Annotated in this window: 16 protein-coding genes; 1 reads left to right on the top strand and 15 read right to left on the bottom strand. The window is 66.8% G+C overall.

Features of this window, described 5'->3' with window-relative positions:
* Nucleotides 1-112 precede the first annotated feature (112 nt).
* The 5 genes from B9C43_RS58335 to B9C43_RS04230 all read right to left on the bottom strand — a co-directional run bounded on the left by B9C43_RS58335 (nucleotide 113) and on the right by B9C43_RS04230 (nucleotide 7,102).
* Nucleotides 113-1,642 carry an ABC transporter permease gene (locus tag B9C43_RS58335; protein ID WP_235038422.1) on the bottom strand — a complete coding sequence of 510 codons (1,530 nt, stop codon included), beginning with the start codon at nucleotides 1,640-1,642 and terminating at the stop codon, nucleotides 113-115.
* Complete coding sequence (locus B9C43_RS04245; protein WP_160096313.1) at nucleotides 1,643-2,611, bottom strand: ABC transporter substrate-binding protein; 969 nt, start codon at nucleotides 2,609-2,611, stop codon at nucleotides 1,643-1,645.
* A 403-nt stretch (nucleotides 2,612-3,014) separates the two neighbouring features.
* Nucleotides 3,015-4,958 (bottom strand): vWA domain-containing protein, encoded by a 1,944-nt coding sequence (locus B9C43_RS04240; RefSeq protein ID WP_084424708.1) that lies wholly within the window; start codon nucleotides 4,956-4,958, stop codon nucleotides 3,015-3,017.
* Between the two features lie 73 nt (nucleotides 4,959-5,031).
* Entirely contained in the window at nucleotides 5,032-6,429 is a 1,398-nt protein-coding gene (locus tag B9C43_RS04235; RefSeq protein ID WP_084424706.1) for a sigma 54-interacting transcriptional regulator, read from the bottom strand.
* A 10-nt stretch (nucleotides 6,430-6,439) separates the two neighbouring features.
* Nucleotides 6,440-7,102 (bottom strand): TetR/AcrR family transcriptional regulator, encoded by a 663-nt coding sequence (locus tag B9C43_RS04230; RefSeq protein WP_051897987.1) that lies wholly within the window; start codon nucleotides 7,100-7,102, stop codon nucleotides 6,440-6,442.
* Nucleotides 7,103-7,180: 78 nt separating this feature from the next.
* On the opposite strand from B9C43_RS04230, the gene B9C43_RS04225 reads away from it, so the two are divergent.
* Nucleotides 7,181-7,975, top strand: coding sequence for a hypothetical protein (locus tag B9C43_RS04225; protein ID WP_084424704.1), 795 nt, complete (start codon nucleotides 7,181-7,183; stop codon nucleotides 7,973-7,975).
* Here B9C43_RS04225 and B9C43_RS04220 read toward each other — a convergent pair.
* The 10 genes from B9C43_RS04220 to fabG form a co-directional block, all read right to left on the bottom strand.
* Nucleotides 7,865-8,950, bottom strand: a complete 1,086-nt coding sequence (locus B9C43_RS04220) for an N-acetylglucosamine kinase (protein WP_084424702.1) — start codon at nucleotides 8,948-8,950, stop codon at nucleotides 7,865-7,867. The genes B9C43_RS04225 and B9C43_RS04220 overlap by 111 nt on opposite strands.
* A 76-nt stretch (nucleotides 8,951-9,026) precedes the next feature.
* Nucleotides 9,027-10,304 (bottom strand): 6-phospho-beta-glucosidase, encoded by a 1,278-nt coding sequence (locus B9C43_RS04215; RefSeq protein WP_084424701.1) that lies wholly within the window; start codon nucleotides 10,302-10,304, stop codon nucleotides 9,027-9,029.
* Nucleotides 10,305-10,310: 6 nt separating this feature from the next.
* Nucleotides 10,311-11,198 (bottom strand): carbohydrate ABC transporter permease, encoded by an 888-nt coding sequence (locus B9C43_RS04210; RefSeq protein WP_033393530.1) that lies wholly within the window; start codon nucleotides 11,196-11,198, stop codon nucleotides 10,311-10,313.
* Nucleotides 11,195-12,184, bottom strand: a complete 990-nt coding sequence (locus tag B9C43_RS04205) for a carbohydrate ABC transporter permease (protein WP_084424699.1) — start codon at nucleotides 12,182-12,184, stop codon at nucleotides 11,195-11,197. Before B9C43_RS04205 ends, B9C43_RS04210 begins: the two co-directional genes overlap by 4 nt.
* A gap of 7 nt (nucleotides 12,185-12,191) precedes the next feature.
* Entirely contained in the window at nucleotides 12,192-13,532 is a 1,341-nt protein-coding gene (locus B9C43_RS04200; protein ID WP_084424698.1) for an extracellular solute-binding protein, read from the bottom strand.
* A 16-nt stretch (nucleotides 13,533-13,548) separates the two neighbouring features.
* The gene (locus B9C43_RS04195; protein WP_084424696.1) at nucleotides 13,549-14,811 is read right to left on the bottom strand and encodes an ROK family transcriptional regulator; all 1,263 of its coding nucleotides are present in this window, start codon (nucleotides 14,809-14,811) and stop codon (nucleotides 13,549-13,551) included.
* Nucleotides 14,812-15,326: 515 nt separating this feature from the next.
* Entirely contained in the window at nucleotides 15,327-16,379 is a 1,053-nt protein-coding gene (locus B9C43_RS04190; RefSeq protein ID WP_084424694.1) for a ferrochelatase, read from the bottom strand.
* 20 nt (nucleotides 16,380-16,399) lie between these two features.
* On the bottom strand, nucleotides 16,400-17,971 hold the full coding sequence (locus B9C43_RS04185) for a Na+/H+ antiporter (RefSeq protein WP_084424693.1): 1,572 nt from the start codon (nucleotides 17,969-17,971) through the stop codon (nucleotides 16,400-16,402).
* 37 nt (nucleotides 17,972-18,008) lie between these two features.
* On the bottom strand, nucleotides 18,009-18,776 hold the full coding sequence (fabI, locus tag B9C43_RS04180; RefSeq protein WP_084424691.1) for an enoyl-ACP reductase FabI: 768 nt from the start codon (nucleotides 18,774-18,776) through the stop codon (nucleotides 18,009-18,011).
* Nucleotides 18,777-18,798: 22 nt separating this feature from the next.
* Nucleotides 18,799-19,503, bottom strand: a complete 705-nt coding sequence (gene fabG / locus B9C43_RS04175) for a 3-oxoacyl-[acyl-carrier-protein] reductase (protein ID WP_084424689.1) — start codon at nucleotides 19,501-19,503, stop codon at nucleotides 18,799-18,801.
* Nucleotides 19,504-19,526 lie beyond the last annotated feature (23 nt).

Genomic DNA, 19,526 nt, shown 5'->3' with positions numbered 1-19,526 from the left:
GATTGCTCTTCCATTCGCTTTGGTGAACCGCCCACAGATGGGCGTCAAGACGCGTTGGAAGGTAACCGCGCGTGCCACACGCTACGAACACTCTCCACGACTCCCGGGAGAGCTAGCCGAATTGGCCCCCGTGCCACGCGAGACTGCGGCGCTGTACGACGAGCAGCACCCTGTTGAGCACGAAACCCAATACACCGATCAGCACGATCCACGCCCACATCCCAGGCAGGTCGGCATACCCCTGCGAGCTGTTGAGCTGGTAGCCGATCCCGTTGCTGGTGCCGACAAGCTCGGACAACACCATCAGGATCAGGGCGATCGACAGGCTCAGGCGCAGACCGGCGAAGATCTTGGGCGCGGCCGCGGGCAGCACGACACCGAAGATCCACGAGGCTTTCGTGATCCGGAACGCCCGTGCGGTATCGGTTTTCGTCGCGTCGACCGACCGGGCACCGTCCACGGCGTTGAGCAGCACTGGCCAGATCGCACCGGAGACAATGGTGACCACTTCGGTCTGCGGGCCGAGCGAGAACATCACCATGAACACCGGGACCAGCAACGGCGGTGGAACAGACCGCGCGAACGCCATCAAGGCACCGACGTAGTCCATCGCCTTGTCCGCACGGCCAAGCGCGACACCCACGACAATGCCGAGCACGGCGGCGATCAGCCACCCACCGAGCAGCATGCCGAGGCTGGGCAGGATGTCGCCGCTCAGCATCGATGGCGCGAACCAGAGTTCCCCCGCACGATCGGCGATCTGCAACGGCGGCGGGAAGTACGGGTCAGCGACCGCGCTCGCGATGGCTTGCCACGCAACGAGAACAGCAGCCACGGCCGCGCAACTCACGACAAGCTGCCAGCGGCGTCTGGAACTGCTGGCGTCCCCGGACGCTCCCGACGCGGGCCATCCCAGCCAACGACGTTGCACACCAGCAAGGGAGGCGTTGATCAGCAAACCGAACAGCCCCGCCAGGACGGTCACCGCAAGCACTGTGTCCATCCGACCGGCACTCAGGCCGTGGACGTACACGAACTGGCCGACACCAATGCTGCCACCGAAGATGAACTCCGTTGCCACCACGGCAATCAAAGCGATCGACGCGGACAGCCGGATGCCGGTCAGGATGAACGGAGCCGCACTGGGCACGATCACCGCGGACAGCATCCGGCGGCGGGACGTCCGGAACGCACGCGCCGTTTCGACCATGTGCCGGTCCACTTCGGCCACCGCGTAGCTGGTGTTGAACAGGATCGGCCACACCGCGGCGAACGTGGCCAGCGTGATCTTGGTCTGCGCGCCGACACCGAGCAGGACCGTGATCAACGGGATCAAGGCGACGCCGGGCAGCGGGCGCAGGAATTCGATCAGCGGCATGGTCGCGGCGCGTACCAACGGGATCCGGCCGACCACAAGTCCAATCGGCACTGCGATGAGGACCGCAAGGCACAACGCGATGAACCACGACAACGCCGTCGATGCGACGTCCGCGACGAACCTTGCCTCGTTGGCCAGGGTCAGGCACCGGACCAGCACCTCGGAAGGCGGTGGGACCAGCTCGGCATCGAGGACGAACCGGCTGGCGGCTTCCCACAGCAGCAAGAAGCCCGCCAGCCCGATCAGCGAACGAACCAGTCGCACTCAGCTACCCGCGGGGGTTGGGGCGTAGATGAACGTGCTGGCGTCGATCTTCTGCGTCAGCTTGGAGAGGTCGGGGTAGCTCTCCATCAGCGAGATGACCCGCTGCAGGCGGGTGGCGTCGAGGGATGTGGGGAACACGCCCAGGTTGAGCAGCGGCACGGTGGCCGCGTCGACACCGGTCAGGTCGGGCATGACCTCAGCGAGCTTGCTGCGGTCACCGGACGCCTGCTGTGCCTTGGACATCGCGCGCTGGAAGGCCGCGACGGTCTTCGGGTTCTCCTTGGCGAACTTCGACGGGGAAACGTAACCACTCAGCGGGATGTCCTGTGTCGGCCCGGAAACGACCTTCAGCACACGCACCGCGCCGGTGTCCTTCTCCGCCTGCGTCATGAACGGCTCGATCGCGATGCCCGCGTCGATCGTCCCGGTCTTCAGCGCGTTCGGGATGTTCGGGAACGGCACCTGCTGGTAGTTGACCTTGTTCGGGTCAGCGCCGTTGTCGCGCAACGTGCTGCGGAACAACAGGTCCGCGATGTTGCCCGGTGGCTGGTGCACGCTGACCTTCTTGCCTTCGAAGTCCTTGGCCGAGGTGATGGTCACGCCCGGGCGCGCGAGCATGACGAGCGCGTCGCTGGTGCCCTGGTAGGCGTCCGCGACGATCTTCGCGTCCAGCGTCTTCGCGGCCGCGTTCTGGAAGTACGTCACGTAGTTCATCAGGCTGAAGTCGAGGTCACCGCTGCCCAGCGCGGGCAGGGTCTGTGACGCCGACTGGAACATCTTGATCTCGGGGTTCAGGCCTTCTTCCTTGAAGTAGCCGAGTTTCTCGGCGACCTTGACCGGCGCGTCGTCCACCGACGCGATGATTCCAATCCGAACATTGGGCTTCTCGACCTGTCCGTTCGAAGTGGACGAGCTGTCGGACGAGCCGTCCAGGATGCCGCACCCGGCGGCAGTCAGCAGGGTGGCCACAGCCGCCGCGGTGAGACGGAGCCCCCTACGCGCACGTGCCGTAAACATTCGATCCTCCGAAGATCCGACCTGTGAAGGCGGCTCATGGTAGGCCGAACGAGGTCGATCTTGGCCAGTTGGAATGCCCTCACACCAGAAAAAAACATGCAAATAGCCTGAACGGACCAGCAAGTGAACACTCGCTAATGGACCATCCAGGTGATCACTTACCCGAATGTCACAATTGAGCATCACCCAGCGTGAGACCCATTGCGGTGATCCTCATACGGCGAACGTGACGATTCGGATAATCACCGACTGCGGCCCAGGATTTGCCGGACTCCGCCGGGCGCCTCCCCGCGAAAGCCCTCTAACAGCGAAAAGCCGGCCGCCCGCGTAGGGACGACCGGCTTCACGGTGAGGTTCAGCCCTGGCGGTTCCTCAGGTAGTCACTGACCACCGCGGCGCCGAGGCCGTCCAGGTCAGGAGCGACCACCCGACCGCCGCTGCGACGGGCCATGATGTCGACGAAGGCCTTCAGGCGTTCGTCCTCGCCGAGCATGAACACCGACACCGACGCGCCAAGCCGGGCCAGCTTGTCCACTTCGGCCAGGGTCAGCCGGAGAGTCCGGGGCAGCGGTGGGTAGTTGAACTCCGCGTCGCCGTCCGGCTCGAGGTGCGCGGTCGGCTCGCCGTCGGTCACCACGATCACCACCGGCTGCGCGTCCGGGTGACGGCGGATGTGCCGCCCGGCCAACAGCAGGGCGTGGTGCAGGTTGGTCCCCTGCTCCCACACTCCTTCCAGTGCGGTCAGCTCCGCCATGTCCACTTTGGTGGCGTACCGGCCGAACGTGATCAGCTCGAGCGCGTCGCTGCGGAAGCGCGTCTTCACCAAGTGGTGCAGTGCCAACGCTGTTCGCTTCATCGGCAGCCATCGGCCGTCCTGCACCATGGACCACGAGGTGTCCACGCACAACGCGACCGCGGCACGAGCGCGTTGCTCGGTTTCGATCACCTCGACGTCCTTGACGTCCAAAGTGACCGTTCCACCCGAAGAAGCCGACCGCAGCACGGCGTTGTGCACGGTCCTCGACACTTCCCACGGTTCAGTGTCGCCGAACTGCCACGGCCGCGACGAGCCCGTGGGTTCGCCTGCGGCACCGGCACGGGCGGTGTCCCGCTCGCCGCGCCTGGAGGACAAGGACTTGACGACGTCCTTCAACGCCGTCTCACCGAGCCGACGCATTGCCTTGGGAGACAACCGCAACGACCCGTCCGCGGCACGCTCGAGCAGTCCTTGGTCACGCAACGCGCGTTCCAGTTCGGACAACCGCCGAGCGTCCACAGCGGACTCTGGGCCGAGCTGACGTTCCAACGCCTCAAGGTCGATGTCCTCAAGCCGCGCACCGGGATACGCCTGACCCAATTGCTCGGCCAACGCGTCCATCTCGGCGAGATCCTGCATCGCCTGCACGCCTTCGCCCATCCCGAACGGGTTCTGGCCACGGAACCGGCCGCTGGATGTCCAGTCCTCCCCCGGCCGCAACGCCTGCAGGTGCGCGTCCAGCCTGCTGATCTCGCTGGCCAGCCGGGGATCCCCGAAGGCCTGCTGGATCAACGAGCTCAACTCGGCCCGCTGCTCGGCGGACATCGAGTTCATCATGCGCTGCGCGGCCGCGGCCCGAGCGGCCAGCGCGTCGATGAGTTCATCGACGTTACGCGGGTTCTCCGGGAAGAACTCGCCGTGCTTGCGCATGAACTCCTCGAACCGCTGCTGGGTGTCGGCATCCCCACGGGCATGCGCCGCCAGCAGGTCGTTGAGGTCCGACATCATCTCCCGGACCCGTTCGACGTCCTCGGGCGTGGCGTCCTGCAGTGCCTGTTTCATGCCACGGAACCGGGACTCCATCAGCTCTTGGCCGAGCATGTCCTGGATCTTCTGGTAGTTGTCCCGTCCCTGCGGGGACTGCCAGTCGTAGTTCGCCAGTTCCTGCACCTGAGCCGCGGTTCCGGGCGGCAGAGCGTCCAACTGGGCTTCCCGGAACCGAGCGTCGTCCGACGGATCCGGGAACAGGTGCCTGCGCTCGGCCTCCAGTGCCTCCTGCAACAGCCGCTGGACTTCCTGCAACGTGCCGTCGAGGCGGTTGCGGCGCTGCAGGCGGGCCCGCTGCTGCCACAAGCGACGGGTCATGTCGTCGAGGCCGCGGGTGCCTCGGACTCCTTGGCGCAGCAGCTCTTCCAGTGCGGCCCGGGGCGAGGAGCCCTCCATCACGTCCCGGCCGATCTGGTCAAGCGCGGCCCGTAGATCCACCGGTGGCGCCAGTGGATCAGGACCGTCATGCCACGGCAGGTACGCGAAACGCGTCATGGCTGCTTCCCGTCGTGGTCACTTCGCGCGCCATGACGCCGCGGCTGTATCGATGATTCGCTCGCAAGCTCGCTCATATCCCGTACACCGCCGTGCCGTCTTCGGCGTCAGCGTCCTTCGCGAGCCTGCGCGACAGATACAACGCCTCCAGCGCCAACTCGACCGCCGAGGCGATGCGGCCTGCGGAGTCCGTCGGCTTGACGCCAAGGCGTTCGGCGACTTCGTGCAGCACAGGCAACTCCGGCAACGCGTTCAACACGTCGGAAGCCGGAACACGCTCGCCTGTCGTGACAATCCGGCCCTCGCCGATCGCGTCCTCCACTGGGCTCAGGTCAAGCCCAGCGAACGCATACCGAGCCGTCTCGGCAGTCGCCATCCGCAGCAGGTGCGTCAGGTGCTCGGTCTCCCGGCCTTCCTCACCGGCCTCGAACTCCAGCTTGCCCCGTAGGACGTCGGGGATCGCGTCGAGATCGATCGGCCGGGCCACCGGGTCGTCCTCGCTGGTCAACGCCGCCCGCCGCAATGCGGCCGCTGCCAGGGTCTCCGCAGCCGCCACGGCGAACCGGGCCGACACGCCTGAACGCTGGTCAATGGCCCCAGATTCGCGGAGGTTACGGACAAACCGGGCAACGACCTCGATCAGCGAGTCCGGCACCTCGGCCACGAGGTTGGATTCCTGCCGGACCAGGTCGATCTCGTCGTCCACATCGAGGGGGTAGTGCGTGCGCACTTCCGCGCCGAACCGGTCCTTCAACGGCGTGATGATGCGGCCGCGGTTGGTGTAGTCCTCGGGGTTGGCTGTGGCCACGAGCAAGACGTCCAGTGGCAGCCGCATGGTGTAGCCGCGGATCTGGATGTCCCGCTCTTCCATCACGTTCAGCAGACCCACCTGGATCCGCTCGGCCAGGTCCGGCAGCTCGTTGACCGCGATGATGCCGCGGTGCGACCGGGGCACGAGTCCGAAGTGGATGGTCTCGGGGTCGCCGAGGCTGCGGCCTTGGGCGACCTTCACCGGGTCCACGTCACCGATCAGGTCACCGACGGACGTGTCCGGCGTGGCCAGCTTCTCGGCGTACCGCTCGGAGCGGTGGCGCCACGAGACTGGCAAATCATCGCCAAGCTCAGCGGCCCTGCGCTTGGACTCGGCGGTGATCGGCTTGTACGGGTGCTCACCCAGTTCCGAGCCGTCGATCACGGGCGTCCACTCGTCCAGCAGGCCGACGAGTGTCCGCAGGAGGCGGGTTTTACCCTGGCCGCGCTCACCCAGCAACACGATGTCATGTCCGGCCAGCAGCGCACGCTCCAGCTGCGGCAGGACAGTCCGGTCAAACCCGACAATTCCCGGCCAGGGGTTCCCGCCGGCCCGCAGGATGGCCAGCAAGTTGTCCCTGATCTCGGCTTTCACGCCACGCTGCTGATGGCCGGCGGCCTTCAGCTCGCCGACAGTGCGTGGCAGATTTCCACGATTCACCTCATTGACGCTACGTCGGATCTTCGGATGCGCCAACGTGGAGTAGCTCCGGGTCGCGCGGCTTGGCCGGCGCGGCGGTCGCCCGCAGCAGCGCCAGTGATGTATCCAATGCCGCTTCGAGGTGGTCGCTCTTCCCGGTGGACAACAACAACACCACGCCACCCTGCACTGTCGCCATCAGCGACGCAGCGATCTGGTCGGCGTCCAGCTCCGGCGAGATCTCCCCGATCTCCTGCATCGCCGTCACACCGGCACGCAACCGGCCCTGCCACTGTTCGAGCAGCTGCCCCGTCAACGCCTGCGCCGCCGGGGTCTTGCGGCCGAGTTCGGTGATCAACACGCCGAGCGGGCAGTGCACGCCAAGCTTGCGGTAACGCCGGACCACCTGGTCACGCCAGCCTTGCCAGGCATCCCACGAGGTCAGGGAGCTCAGGTACGGCTCCTGGTCGAACAGCACACGGTCGGCCTCGTACGCGGCCACCGCGAGCAGCAGTTCCTCTTTCCCACCTGGAAAGTAGTGGAAGATCTGGCTCTTGCTGGTCGATGTGCGAGCACAGACGTCGTCAAGTGTCGTTGCCGCGGCGCCGCGCTCGCGGACCTCGGCTGAGGTGCCCTCGATGATCCGCTGGCGGGTCGCGGCGCCTTTCGGGGTCAACGCCTTGGTAGTGGACACAACGCCCTCCGCATTTGGACTCGGTGGTCCATTTTACCTGCTGCGTTCGAGTGAATCAGCGGGCAGTACGCTTCCGGCGTGCCATTTCCAAGTGCCACGTTCGCTGTGTGGGGCTCCGCCTGGTTGCACGGAGCCGCAGCGCCCGACGACGCGCTCGACGCACTCGCTGTCTGGGCTGAGATGCATGAGGTGGTCGCGGACGACGAAGGAACCGCCACAGCGTTGGAGTTGCCTGCCAGAGACGAGCGCGCCGGACAGCTGGCCGCACTGCTCGCCGCACTGCGGAAGGCGGGCGCCACGACCGCTCACCTGGTCATCCCGGTGCCGGGCGACGTACGTCGGCTTGGCGGATCGACCAGGCTGGCCAGCGCGGCCGTGCAAGCCGGTCAGGCGGTTGTGGTGCCGGACGCCGGTGTCGGGATCGTCCCGGAGAATGTGGCCGACGGCGTCATCCGGTGGACGGTGTTCGACCTGCCGACGCCCACTCCCGCCGAGCACACACCGTTGGGCGAGGCCGATCACAACCTGTCGACCGCGATGCGTGAGGCCGCGGGCACGCTGGCGTCGCTGGACCTGACGAGCAACCGGCCCGGTGTGCGGCACGAGATCAAGGAACGCGTCGCGGTCAGCGCGCGGGCCCGATGGCCGATTGGTATGCCGCAGAAGACGTTGCGGGTGCTGCAGCGCGCCGCCGAGGTCTCCGCGATCCTCGAGGTGGCTGCGGAGGACGACCCCGGCGGTGCGTTGTCGTCCTCCGCCGCGCTACGACGCTCCGAGGCCCTCCGCCCGCTCGCCAACGCTGTCCGGCTCGCTCGGTGCGCGGCCATTGACGAGGCTGTCCGGGTTCTCTCCGACCACGCTGGCCGGCACTGAGCTCATCCGCAGCCGCGACTTGGCGGTGGCTGACGCACCGATCGCGTCGAGACCGAGCAACGCCGCGCCGACGACGGGGGCGATGTCCACCACCCTGACCTCGGCACGAGGCGCGACCTCGACGCATTGGCGCTCGATGACATCGATGACATCGCGTGAAGCGCCCGTCATCACTCCACCGCCAAGAACGATCACCGGCGCCTCCTCGGTCATACCGAGTTTGCGCAGGGTGGTGGCCACCAGACAGCTGACCTCATCGGTCAACTGCTTGACCACGCCGGCGGCGACCTCGTCACCGGCCGCGGCGACCTGGAACAGCACCGGGGACAACTCGTGGATCACCGCCCGCGGCAGGCTGTTGAAATGCAGTCGTTCCACCACTTCGAAGACGTCCTTGGCGCCGAAGTGGTTCACGACCGCGGGAAGCAGCTCGGTCTTCGGGCCACGGCCGTCCGCCGCGCGCACGGCCCACCACAGCGCCTCGGAACCGAGCTGGAATCCGCCGCCCCAGTCACCGGAGATCTTGCCGAGAGCCGGAAACCGGTGCACGCGCCCGTCTTCGGCGACGCCGACGCAGTTGATGCCCGCGCCACAGACCACCGCGACACCGACGCCGTCCGTGGTTCCCGCGCGCAGCATGGCGAACGTGTCGTTACCGACCACAGTGGACTGCGCCCAGCCGCGTGCGGTCAACTCCCTCGACAGCTCTTCCTCCTCGCTCGGCAGGTCCGCACCGGCGAGGTAGGCCGCGAGGTGCGTGCCGTAAGGCCGAGTGGCAGGCAGGCCCGCCTGCTCGACCACTTCGATCACCAGCTGCTCGAAGACACCGAGGCCCTTTTCCATGCCGACGGTCTGCGGTGACGCGCCGGGCCCTCGGGTCCGGCCGAGGATCGCGCCCGACGCGTCCACCAGCATGACGTCGGTTTTGCTGCCGCCGCCATCGATCGCTACGACCACAGCCTCCGGGGCGGTCATGCCTTCTCCTCACTGTGGTTGCTCATGCAGCATGACCGCCGGCGCACTGTGTTGAATGATTCACTCGCAAGCTCGCTCATGCGTTGGCCCACGGCAGATCAGCGCGGTTGGCGGCGATCAAGTCGTCGGCCAGCCGGTCGGCGAACTTGTACTGACCGATCAACGGATGCGCCAGCAACGCGTCGGCGACCCGGTCGCGGCCGCCGTGCAGCGCCGCTTCCAGCGCCAGGTACTCGTAGGCCGTCACATGGGAGATCAGGCCGGAGAACCGGGGTTCGACCGGCTTGATCGGCAACGGCACGGCACCTTCACCGTCCACAGTGGCCGGAACTTCGATCACGGCGTCGTCCGGCAGGAACGGCATGGCGCCGTTGTTGCGGACGTTCACCACGTGTTCCTCTGGCTGCCCGCCGCCGGTCAGCGCGTGCACGAGCTGCACGGCCGCCTCGGAGTAGAAGGCACCGCCGCGCTTGGCCAAGCTCTCCGGCTTGGTCACCACCCCCGGATCGGCGTACAGCTTCAGCAACTCGTTCTCCACCTCGATGACGACGTCAGCCCGAGGCGGGCTCTCCAGCTGGTCGGCCAGGACTTCGTCGTGCGCGTAGTAGTACTTCAGGTAGTAGGACGGGATCGCGTTCATCCGGCGCATCCAGTCGACCGGCGCGCCGAGTTCGGCGGCGACCTCGTCGCCGAACTCGCCGAGCAGGTCGGGCAGCCGGTCGACCCAGCCGTCCGGTGTGGACACATGGACGCCGCGCTCCCACGTGAGGTGGTTCAGCCCGATGTGGTCGAGCCGGACCGCGTCGATGTCCACATCGAACAGTCTGGCGAACTTGCGCTGCAGCCCGATCGCCACGTTGCACAGCCCGACAGCGCGGTGCCCGGCCTGCAGCAGTGCCCTGGTGACAATGCCGACCGGGTTGGTGAAGTTGACGATCCACGTGTCGTCGCCTGCGACCCGGCGGACACGTTCGGCTATGTCGAGCACAACCGGGACGGTGCGCAGCGCCTTGGCAAGCCCGCCCGCCCCGGTTGTCTCTTGACCGATACACCCACAGGCATGCGGAAAGGTCTCGTCGGACCGCCTGGCCTTCTGCCCGCCGACCCGCAGCTGCAACAGCACCGCCGAAGCACCTTCGGCGCCCTGCTCAAGACTGGAGGTGGTCAGCACCTTCGCCGGGTGCCCGGCGTGCTGGAGCAGTCGCTGGCAGAAGTCACCGACGATCCGCAACCGGTGGGTGTCCGGGTCGACGAGCACGATCTCGTCGACGTCCAGACTCGCTCGCCGTCCGGCTATGCCGTCGACCAGCTCCGGCGTGTAAGTGGACCCGCCACCCACAACGGTCAGTCTCATCGCCCTCTAACCCTTCACTCCCGTGAACGTGATCCCCTTGACGAACGACTTCTGCGCGAACACGAACAGCACGATCGCCGGCGCCATGGTCAGAACGGTCGCGGCCATCGTGAGGTTCCATTCCACGTGGTGCATCCCCCGGAAGGACGCGATGGCCAACGACAGCGTCCAGCTGTCGCGGTTCTCCGCGGTGTACAACAGCGGTCCGAAGTAGTCGTTCCAGGTGAACAGGAAACAGAACATCGCCGCCGCGGCGATGCCCGGCTTCGCCATCGGCACGACCACTCTGGTCAGCACCCGGAACTCCGAGCAGCCGTCGATCCTCGCCGCGTCCAGGTAGTCCTTCGGGATGGTCAGGAAGAACTGGCGCAGCAGGAAGATGCTGAACGCGTCGAACAGGAAGTACGGCACGATCAGCGGTGCGAGCGTACCGGTCAGGCCCATCCGCACCCAGAGGTCGAACAGCGGCACGACAGTCACCTGTGGCGGCAGCATCATCGCGACGACCACCAACATGAACGCCCACGTCTGCCCGCGCCACTTCAGCTTGGCCAGCGCGTAGGCCGCGGGCACGGCCGAGACCAGGATGCCGAGCGTGGCCAACAGCGAGTACAGCAAGCTGTTGATCATGTACGTCAGCATCGGTGCCCGTTCGAACACCTCGGCGAAGTTCTCGAAATGCCAGGACTCCGGCCAGAAGCTGGAGGTCATCGCCTGGTCGCTGGCCATGAACGAGGTCAGCAGCACCAGGATCACCGGCAGCGTGAACATGATGCCCAGCGCCAGTCCCAGGCTGTGCGTGGCGATCCAGTAGAGCGTGCTCCGCCAGGATTGCTTGCGCCGCTGGATGACTGGCGACCCACCGGTGCGTGGCCGGTCCAGTGTCACGGTCATGCTGCCTCCTCAACGTGTGAGGCCTTGCGCAACTGCCTGACCAGGATCACCGTGAACGCGGCGGACACGATGAACAACAGCACTGCCATCGCCGCGGCGTAACCCATGTTCGCGTACCGGAAACCCTGGACGTACAACCAGATCGGATAAGTCAGTGTGGTGTTCTGTGGTGCGCCGATGTACTGCGTCGCACCGGCCACATCGGACTGGTTGGACGCGGCGGACGCGGCGACCACGGCCTGTGTGAAGAACTGCAGCGCGAAGATCATCGAGTTGACGATGCCGAACAGCAGCACCGGCGAGATGTTCGGCAGCGTGATGTGCCAGAACCGGCGGACCGGACCGGCACCGTCCAAGGAGGCCGACTCGTACTGTTCCTGTGGCACGTCGAGCAACGCGGCCAGGATGATGATCATCAGCTCGCCGGATCCCCACAGCACCAACAGGGTCAGCGACGGCTTGGACAACGCCGGGTCGCTGAACCACAGCGGGCCTTCGACGCCGATCCAGCGCAGGAACCTGTTCACCGGGCCGAATTCCGGGTTGAACACGAACACGAACACCAGCGTGGCCGCGGCGGGCGGGGCGAGCGCAGGCAGGTAGCACAACGTCCTGATCAGCCCGAGCCCGCGCTTGAGCCGGGAGATCACCGACGCCACCCCGAGCGCGAAGATCACCCGGCACACCGTCAACACGATCACCAGCCACAACGTGTTGTACGCGGCGGTGCCGACCAACGGCTCGGTGGTGAACATCCGGATGTAGTTGTCGAACCCGATCCACTGTGGAGCGTTGATCAGGTCGTACCGGGTGAACGAGAAGTACACCGTCGCGATCAGCGGATAGCCGAAGAAGATCAGGAAACCGACCGCCGCGGGACCGAGGAACCCGACCAGGACCCATCGGCGGCGGGAACGGACCCGGCCCAGCCCCCGTGCGAGGGCCGGCGCCGAGTCCGTCTCCGGATGACGCAGAGTGGCAGTCATCTTGAGACTACTTGCCCAGCTTCTGTGCCAGCTCGTCGTTGATCTGCGCGTCGACCTTCGCCAGACCGGCGGCCAGGTCGGGCTCCTGACCGGCGATCCACCGTGAGGCGAAGTCGTTGACGATCTTGATCGCTGCCGCGTTGACCGGCGATGCCGGGTTGGACTGCAGCTTGCCGCTGCCGTACATGTCGAGGAACGTCTTGAACTGCTCGTTGACCTTCAGGTTCGGCGACTTGAGCGAGTCCGTGGTGCTCGGCAGGTTCTTGATCTGGTTGGACAGCTCGACCAGGGTGTCGGTGTCCAGCGTGACGTGCTTGATCAGTTCCCATGACGCGCCGGGGTTCTTGACGCCCTTGGGAATGCCGATGATCGTGCCGGTGGAGTACCCGCCGCCGTACGCGTCGAGGCGGTTCGGCGACACGGGCGGCGGCGCGGTGCCGTACTTGATGTCCGGCGCGGTGTCGGCGAGGAACGCGTTGCGGTACTCACCGTCGAACATCATCGCGATCTTGCCCTTGTGGAAGGCGTTGTCCGGCGAGTACTGGTCACCGAGGCCTGCCTTGAACCGCTCCAGCTTGTCGCGGCCGTAGAAGTCCACCAGCTGCTTCTGGAAGTCGAACAGCTCCTTCCACTCGGCACTGCCAGCCATGTTGGACTTGCCGTCCGGGCCGCTGAGGTACTTCGCGCCCCACATCGGCGCCCAGATCTGCGCTTCGTTGGCGTAGAACGGCATCGACGGGATGAAGCCGGCCACCTCGATCGAGCCGTCCGCCGCGAACTTGGTGGTCTTCTTGGCGTACTCGAGCAGTTCGGTGGTGGTCTTCGGCGGTGCGGTGTATCCGGCCTGCGCCAGCAGATCCTTGTTGTAGTAGAAGCCGTACACGTCGGCCAGGAACGGCATCGAGCACCGCTTGCCGTTGTACTCGGTGTAGTCCCGGACCTGCTTGGGCAGCACGTTCAGGTCGACCTTGTCCCGCTGGACGTACGGGTTCATGTCCTGGAAAGCCCCGCTGTGGCACCAGTTGCCCAGGTTGTCGGAGAAGAACGAGATCGCCACGTCGGGCGGTGAGCCGCTCTGGATCGACTGGGTCAGCTTGTCGTCGTCCTGGTTGCCCCGGTGGTCGATCTTGATGTTCGGGAACTTCTTGTTGAACGACTGGAGGGCCGCGGTGACCGCCTTCTCCTCCCGGTCGGTGAACTTGCTGTAGACCACGAGCGTCAGGTTCGCGTCCGCCGCGGGCGCGGCTCCTGGCTCGCCGCCACCGCCACCACCGCCTGCCGCACCGGAACACGACGCGACGAGTAACGCCGCCGAAGCCAGCACCACTCGCATGGGGGCCTTGCGCATTTGCCCTCCTGGGGACCTAGGTAACTATTTGGACGCCGTCGCCATCGCCACTGGCGTCCAGCCGGCGAGATGGTTCGGTAATGTCGCCGGTCAGCCCGAAAACCTGCTCACGGACCACGGCGAGGGCGGAGTGCAACGCGCCCGCCCGCACGGCATTGCCGGCGAGAGCGCTGAACGCCACCGGAGTGCGGGGCACGACCATGTCCCGCAACTCGGCACTGATCAACCGGCACAGCGTCTCCCCGCCAGCCAGGCCGGTCTTCCCGCACAGCAGCACCAGTTCCGGGTCCACCACACTGACCACGCCGGCTACTCCGGTGGCGACCCGGCGCGCCAGGTCGGTCAGGAACTGCTCCCCTTGCTGCTGTTCGGAAGTCTCTTTCTCGGCCATCATCCCGACGGCCTTGGTCACGGCTGTCCAGCCGTTGCGTGCGGCGATCCCGTACGCCTTGGCCAGCTTCACCACGTTCGGTGAGCTGACCAGATCGCCGAACCTCGTTCCCGTCGCGGGAATCCCGGTGTCGGCGGACGCGCGGTCCGGCACGTGCATCCAGTCGATCTCGCCCGCACCACCGGTCGCGCCGCGCAGGAGCTTGCGGTCGACGACGATCGCGCCACCGATGCCGTGATCCAGCCACACCATCACGAAGCTGCGCGCCGCGGTCGCCTGCCCGGCGATCATCTCCTCCAGCGCCACCAGGTTGACGTCGTTCTCGATGGTGACCGGGACGCCGAGTTCGGTGCTGATCCGGCCGGGCATGTCGAAGCCTTCCCAGCCGGGCAGGTGCGGGGCGAACCACAGGTGCCCGGTGCGCGGGTTGATCGCACCCGGCGTGCCGACCACGACGTGCCGCAAGTCCTTGAGCGTCAACCCGGCTGCCTCGCACGCCGCGGCCGTGGCGTGCCGGAAGTTCGTCAGCACCTCGTCGGCTGTCCCTCTTGGCGGGACGGCTTGCCGGTACTCGGTCAGCACCGCGCCGGAGATGTCGGCGATCGCGATGTCCACACCACGTGGCGTCAGGTCGATCGCCGCGACGTGCGCGACCGCGCCCTTCACCGCCCACAGCTGAGCTCGCGGGCCCCGGCCGCCGCCACGCAGGCCTTCGCGCACCACGACGCCCTCTTCCTCAAGGCGGGCAAGCAGTTGCGCGGTGGCCGGTTTGGACAGGCCGATCGCGTACTCCAGCTCGGATCGCGTCAGCGGGCCGTCGCGCAGCAGCGCGTCGATGGCCGCGCGATCGTTGATCTCGCGCAGTAGCCGCGGACTCCCGGCTCTCAACTCGGCTCCCGGTTTAGGCTCTAATTAATCTGGTAACTTCCCAGACGATTTCTGGTGACGGTAGTCACCCAGCAGGTGGCGGTCAAGAGCGGTAACCGGAGCGAAACGTCAGACCCCGGGGTTACGGTGGCCCGATGTGGCAGCCAAGCGAGGCCGAACAGGCACTACAGGCCAAGAAAGCCGAGTCGGTCCAAGGCAACGGCCGGGACGCGAAGAGGCTCGGCAACCTGCCGCCCGACTACAACCCCACCCGGGTGGTCTACTGCACTTGGGGCCGTGAACGAGGCGCGCCGCTCCGCCCGCTGGCCGAGTTCCGCTGGAGCGCCGAGGAAGGCGTGACGGCGACGGTGTTCGACCACGACAGCGCCGACACCGTGCGGCGTTTCATGAAGGAAGGCGCGAGCTTCGACCGCGAAGACGCATGGTCAAACCCGAGGAAGGCCCGGTGTTCATGCGGGCTCTGCTCGGGCATGGCAACTCGTCGAGCTACTACTGGTTCCTGGACAAGACGCCGGTCAGCGGGCTGGACGCTTGACCGGCTCGCAGCACAGCGGTGCACACGGCGCGCCGTTGACCGTGCACCCGGCCGCGGTGAAGTCGGACAACTTGCGGGGCGTCACGCCTTCGGTGTGCTCACGGACCAGCTCGACAACCAGCTGCGCGAAGCGCGGGTCGCTGTTGGGCGTGGCCACGCGGGCGAAGGCCATCCCCAGCTCCCCCGCCTTCTCGGCGGCTTCGTTGTCCAGGTCCCAGATCACCTCGAGGTGGTCGCTGACGAACCCGATCGGGCACACCGCGACCGCCGTGACACCTTGCTCGTGCAGCGCTTCGATGTGGTCGACGATGTCCGGGTCCAGCCACGGGATCTGCGGCGGGCCGGACCGCGACTGCCACACCACGTCGTACTCCGCCACCCCGACGGCCTCGGCGACCAGCCTGGACGCCTCGGCGACCTGCTTGGAGTACCGGCCGCCGCCCTCCGACGGCGGGCCCGCGGCCTTGTCGGCCGACACCGGCACCGAATGCGCGGTGAACACGAGCCGGGCGCCGTCGGGCAAGGACGCTAATGCCTGCCGGGTGGCGTCGGCGAAGGAGTCGATGAACAGCGGGTGGTCGAAGAACTGCCGCAGCTTCACCAGTTCCGGGGCTTGCTGTTCATCCGATGCTGCGCCGACCGCGGCACGGGCGCGTTCGATGTCCTCGTCGTACTGACGGCACGCCGAGTACCCGCCGTACGCGCTGGTCGGGAAGACCAGGGCGCGCTGGACGCCGTCGGCGAGCATCTTGCCGAGGGTGTCCTCGGCCATCGGGTGCCAGTTGCGGTTGCCGAAGTACACCGGCAGCTTCACGCCCTGCCCGGCCAGCTCGGCCTCGACCGCGGCGATCGCCTCGCGGTTGAGCCGGTTGATCGGCGAGACCCCGCCGAAGTGCTGGTAGTGCTGCTCCACCTCGTCGAGCCGCTCCGGCGGCACGCCCCGGCCTCGCGTCACGTTCTCCAGGAATGGCCGGACGTCGGCAGGGCCTTCCGGTCCGCCGAACGACAGCCACAACAGCGCGTCGAAACTCACGCCCTCCATCCTGCCCCTTGTCAGTCGAGCGCTTGCCGCCGGGACAGCCTGATCTCCTCCAGATCGAGCTGGGTCTGGATGTTGCGCAGCACGGAGTCGTCGATCAGGCGCTCGTCGCGCAGCCGCACGATGGTCGAGCGCTTGTGCGCGATCATCGCAAGCCGCAGCGCCTGGTAGTCGTTCTCCAGCCGCCGGTACGGGTGGTCTTCGTCGTCCTGCGTGTCGCCCTGGCGCAGCAGCTTCAGCCGCTTCTCGTACTCGCGCCGAGTCCGTTCGATGATCAACGGATCGGTGCCGAGCTCGGCGGCGATCTTCGGCATGGCCTCGAAGGCAGCTTCGGCCGACGTCAGGATCGCCATCGCCCGCTCCTCGTCGAACTGGGTGTCCGGCGGCAGGTTCGCCCAGCGCACCACGGGTACCAGCAGCAGGGCCTGCACGACGAGCGTGACGGTGATGACACCAGCCGTGACGAAAACGATCAAGTCACGACCCGCCATCGTCTCCGGCACCGCCAACGCCGCCGCCATCGACACCGCTCCACGGAACCCGCACAGCGAGTTGACCAGGCGACTCCTCGCGCTCGCTCTGAGCTCTCGTTGCTGTGGCCGCCGGTCGATGGCCCGGATCAGATACGGCGTCGTGAACATCCACAGCATTCGCACGCCGATCACGGCGACGGAGATCAAGCCGACCAACGCCAGTCCGCTGAGCACACCGGTCGAGTTGAGCTCGCGCACAGCCATGTTCGCCTGCAACCCGACGAGCACGAACAGCGAACCGTTGAGCAGGAACGTCGACAAACTCCAGAAAGCCGAACTCTGGGTGCGGGTGTCCGCGTGGATCAGGCGCGGCCCGACCTGGCTGAGGATCAGTCCGCACACGACAACTGCGAGCACGCCGGACGCGTGCACCACTTCGGCGAGCAGGAACGCGACGAACGGCGTCAGCACGCTCAAAGTGTTCTCGTGCAACGGGTTGTCCAACAGCTTGCGCCCTTGGACCGTCAGCCACGCGGTGATCACACCGGCCAGCGCGCCACCGCCGAACGACAGCACGAACAGCCAGGACACGTTGCCGAAACTGAACGTTTCGCCGCCCGCGGTGACACTCACCGCCACGCCGAAGATCACCAGCGCGGTGCCGTCGTTGATCAGGCTCTCGGCGCGCAGCAACGTCATGCTGCGGGCGGGCAAGCCACGTGCGAACACACCGACCACAGTGGCGTCCGTCGGTGCGAGCGCCGCGCCCAAGACCCATGCCGGGCCCCAGTCCATCCCCATGGCGTGCGCGACGGCGGCCACACCGGCAGCCGTGGCGATCACGAGCAACGTGCTCGTCAGGATGACCACACGGACGTAGCGCCGGATCTCCCGCAGCGAGGTCGTCAGGCTCTCCCAGTACAGCAGCGCGGGCAGGAAGAGCAGCAACATCACCTCGGACGGCAGCTCCACCTCGCGCAGCAGCGGGATGAAGCCCAGCGCCGTGCCGATGCCCAGAAGCAGCACGGGCGCGGCGACTCGAAGCCGCCGCGCCGCGACACTGCAGGTCAGAACCGTGACCCCGAGAATGACGACAAGCTCAAGCCCTAACATGCGTCCTCCCGGGCGATGACGTCACATCCCAGCCAGATCACATCCCTACAGCGTGGAATCCTCCGTCAACCATGACCATCGAGCCAGTCGTGGCAGGCAACCAGTCGGAAAGCAGGGCACAGACGGACTTGCCGACCGGCTCGGCGTCGTCGAGTTTCCAGCCCAGCGGCGCGCGCGTGGTCCACTGGTCTTCCAGGTCCTTGAAGCCCGGGATCGACTTGGCGGCCATCGTGCGGACCGGGCCAGCGGCGACCAGGTTCACCCGGACGTGCTGCGGACCGAGTTCACGGGCCAGGTAGCGGGTCACGGACTCAAGACCCGCCTTGGCAACGCCCATCCAGTTGTACGCGGGCCACGCCTGACGGGCGTCGAAGTCCATGCCCACGATCGAGGAGCCCTCGGACAGCAGCGGCAGCACGGCTTTGGCCAGTGACATGAACGAGTAAGCCGACACCTGCACGGCCGTGGACACGTCCTCCCACGGCGCCTCCAGGAACGGGTTGCCCAGGCACGACGCGGGCGCGAACGCGATCGAGTGGACCACGCCGTCGAGGCCGTCGACGTGCTCGGACACCTTGCCCGCCAACGAGTCCAGGTGTTCCTGATTGGTCACGTCCAGTTCGATCACCGGCGCGGGCTTGGGCAGCCGCTTGGCGATCCGCTCGACCAGGCTGAGCCTGCCGAACCCGGTGAGCACCACCTCGGCGCCCTGCTCCTGCGCGATACGGGCCACGTGGAACGCGATGGAGGCGTCCGTGATCACGCCCGTGATCAGCAGCCGCTTGCCTTCGAGCAAACCGGTCACTTGTTCTTCTCTCCCTTGTGTTTCAGTGGCCCATGCCGAGGCCGCCGTCGACCGGCAGCACGGCGCCGGTGATGTACGCGGCGGCGTCCGAGGCGAGGAACGTGACGGCGGAGGCGATCTCCGAGGTGTCGGCGTACCGGCCAAGCGGAACCTGGCCGAGGATCTCCTGCTTGCGCTCCTCCGGCAACACGGCGGTCATCTCGGTGGCCACGAAGCCCGGTGTGATCACGTTCGACGTGATGTTGCGGCTGCCCAGCTCACGAGCGAGCGAGCGGGAGAAGCCGACGAGACCGGCCTTGCTCGCCGCGTAGTTCGCCTGGCCCGCGCTGCCGGTCAGGCCGACGACGGACGAGATGAAGATCAGGCGTCCCCAGCGCTTGCGCAGCATGCCCCGGGTGGCGCGCTTGGTGACCCGGAACGCGCCGGTCAGGTTGGCGTCCAGGACGCGGCTGAACTGCTCCTCGGACATCCGCAGCAACAGGGTGTCGTCGGTGATGCCCGCGTTGGACACCAGGATCTCGACCGGGCCCTGCTTGTCCTCGATCTCGGTGAACGCGGCCTCGACCTGTTCGGCGTCGGTCACATCGCATTTGACGCCGAGCAATCCCTCCGGCGTTTCCGAGCCGCGGTGCGTGACCGCGACATTGTCGCCCTGGTCCGCGAATGCCCTGGCGATCGCCAGACCGATACCGCGGTTACCACCTGTGACCAAAACCGACCGTGCCACCCTCAACTCCTCGAGATGCCCCG

Origin of the sequence: Kibdelosporangium aridum (assembly GCF_900176515.1) — a bacterium.
Taxonomy (GTDB): Bacteria; Actinomycetota; Actinomycetes; order Mycobacteriales; family Pseudonocardiaceae; genus Kibdelosporangium; species Kibdelosporangium aridum.
This window is presented reverse-complemented; position numbering and strand designations above follow the sequence as displayed.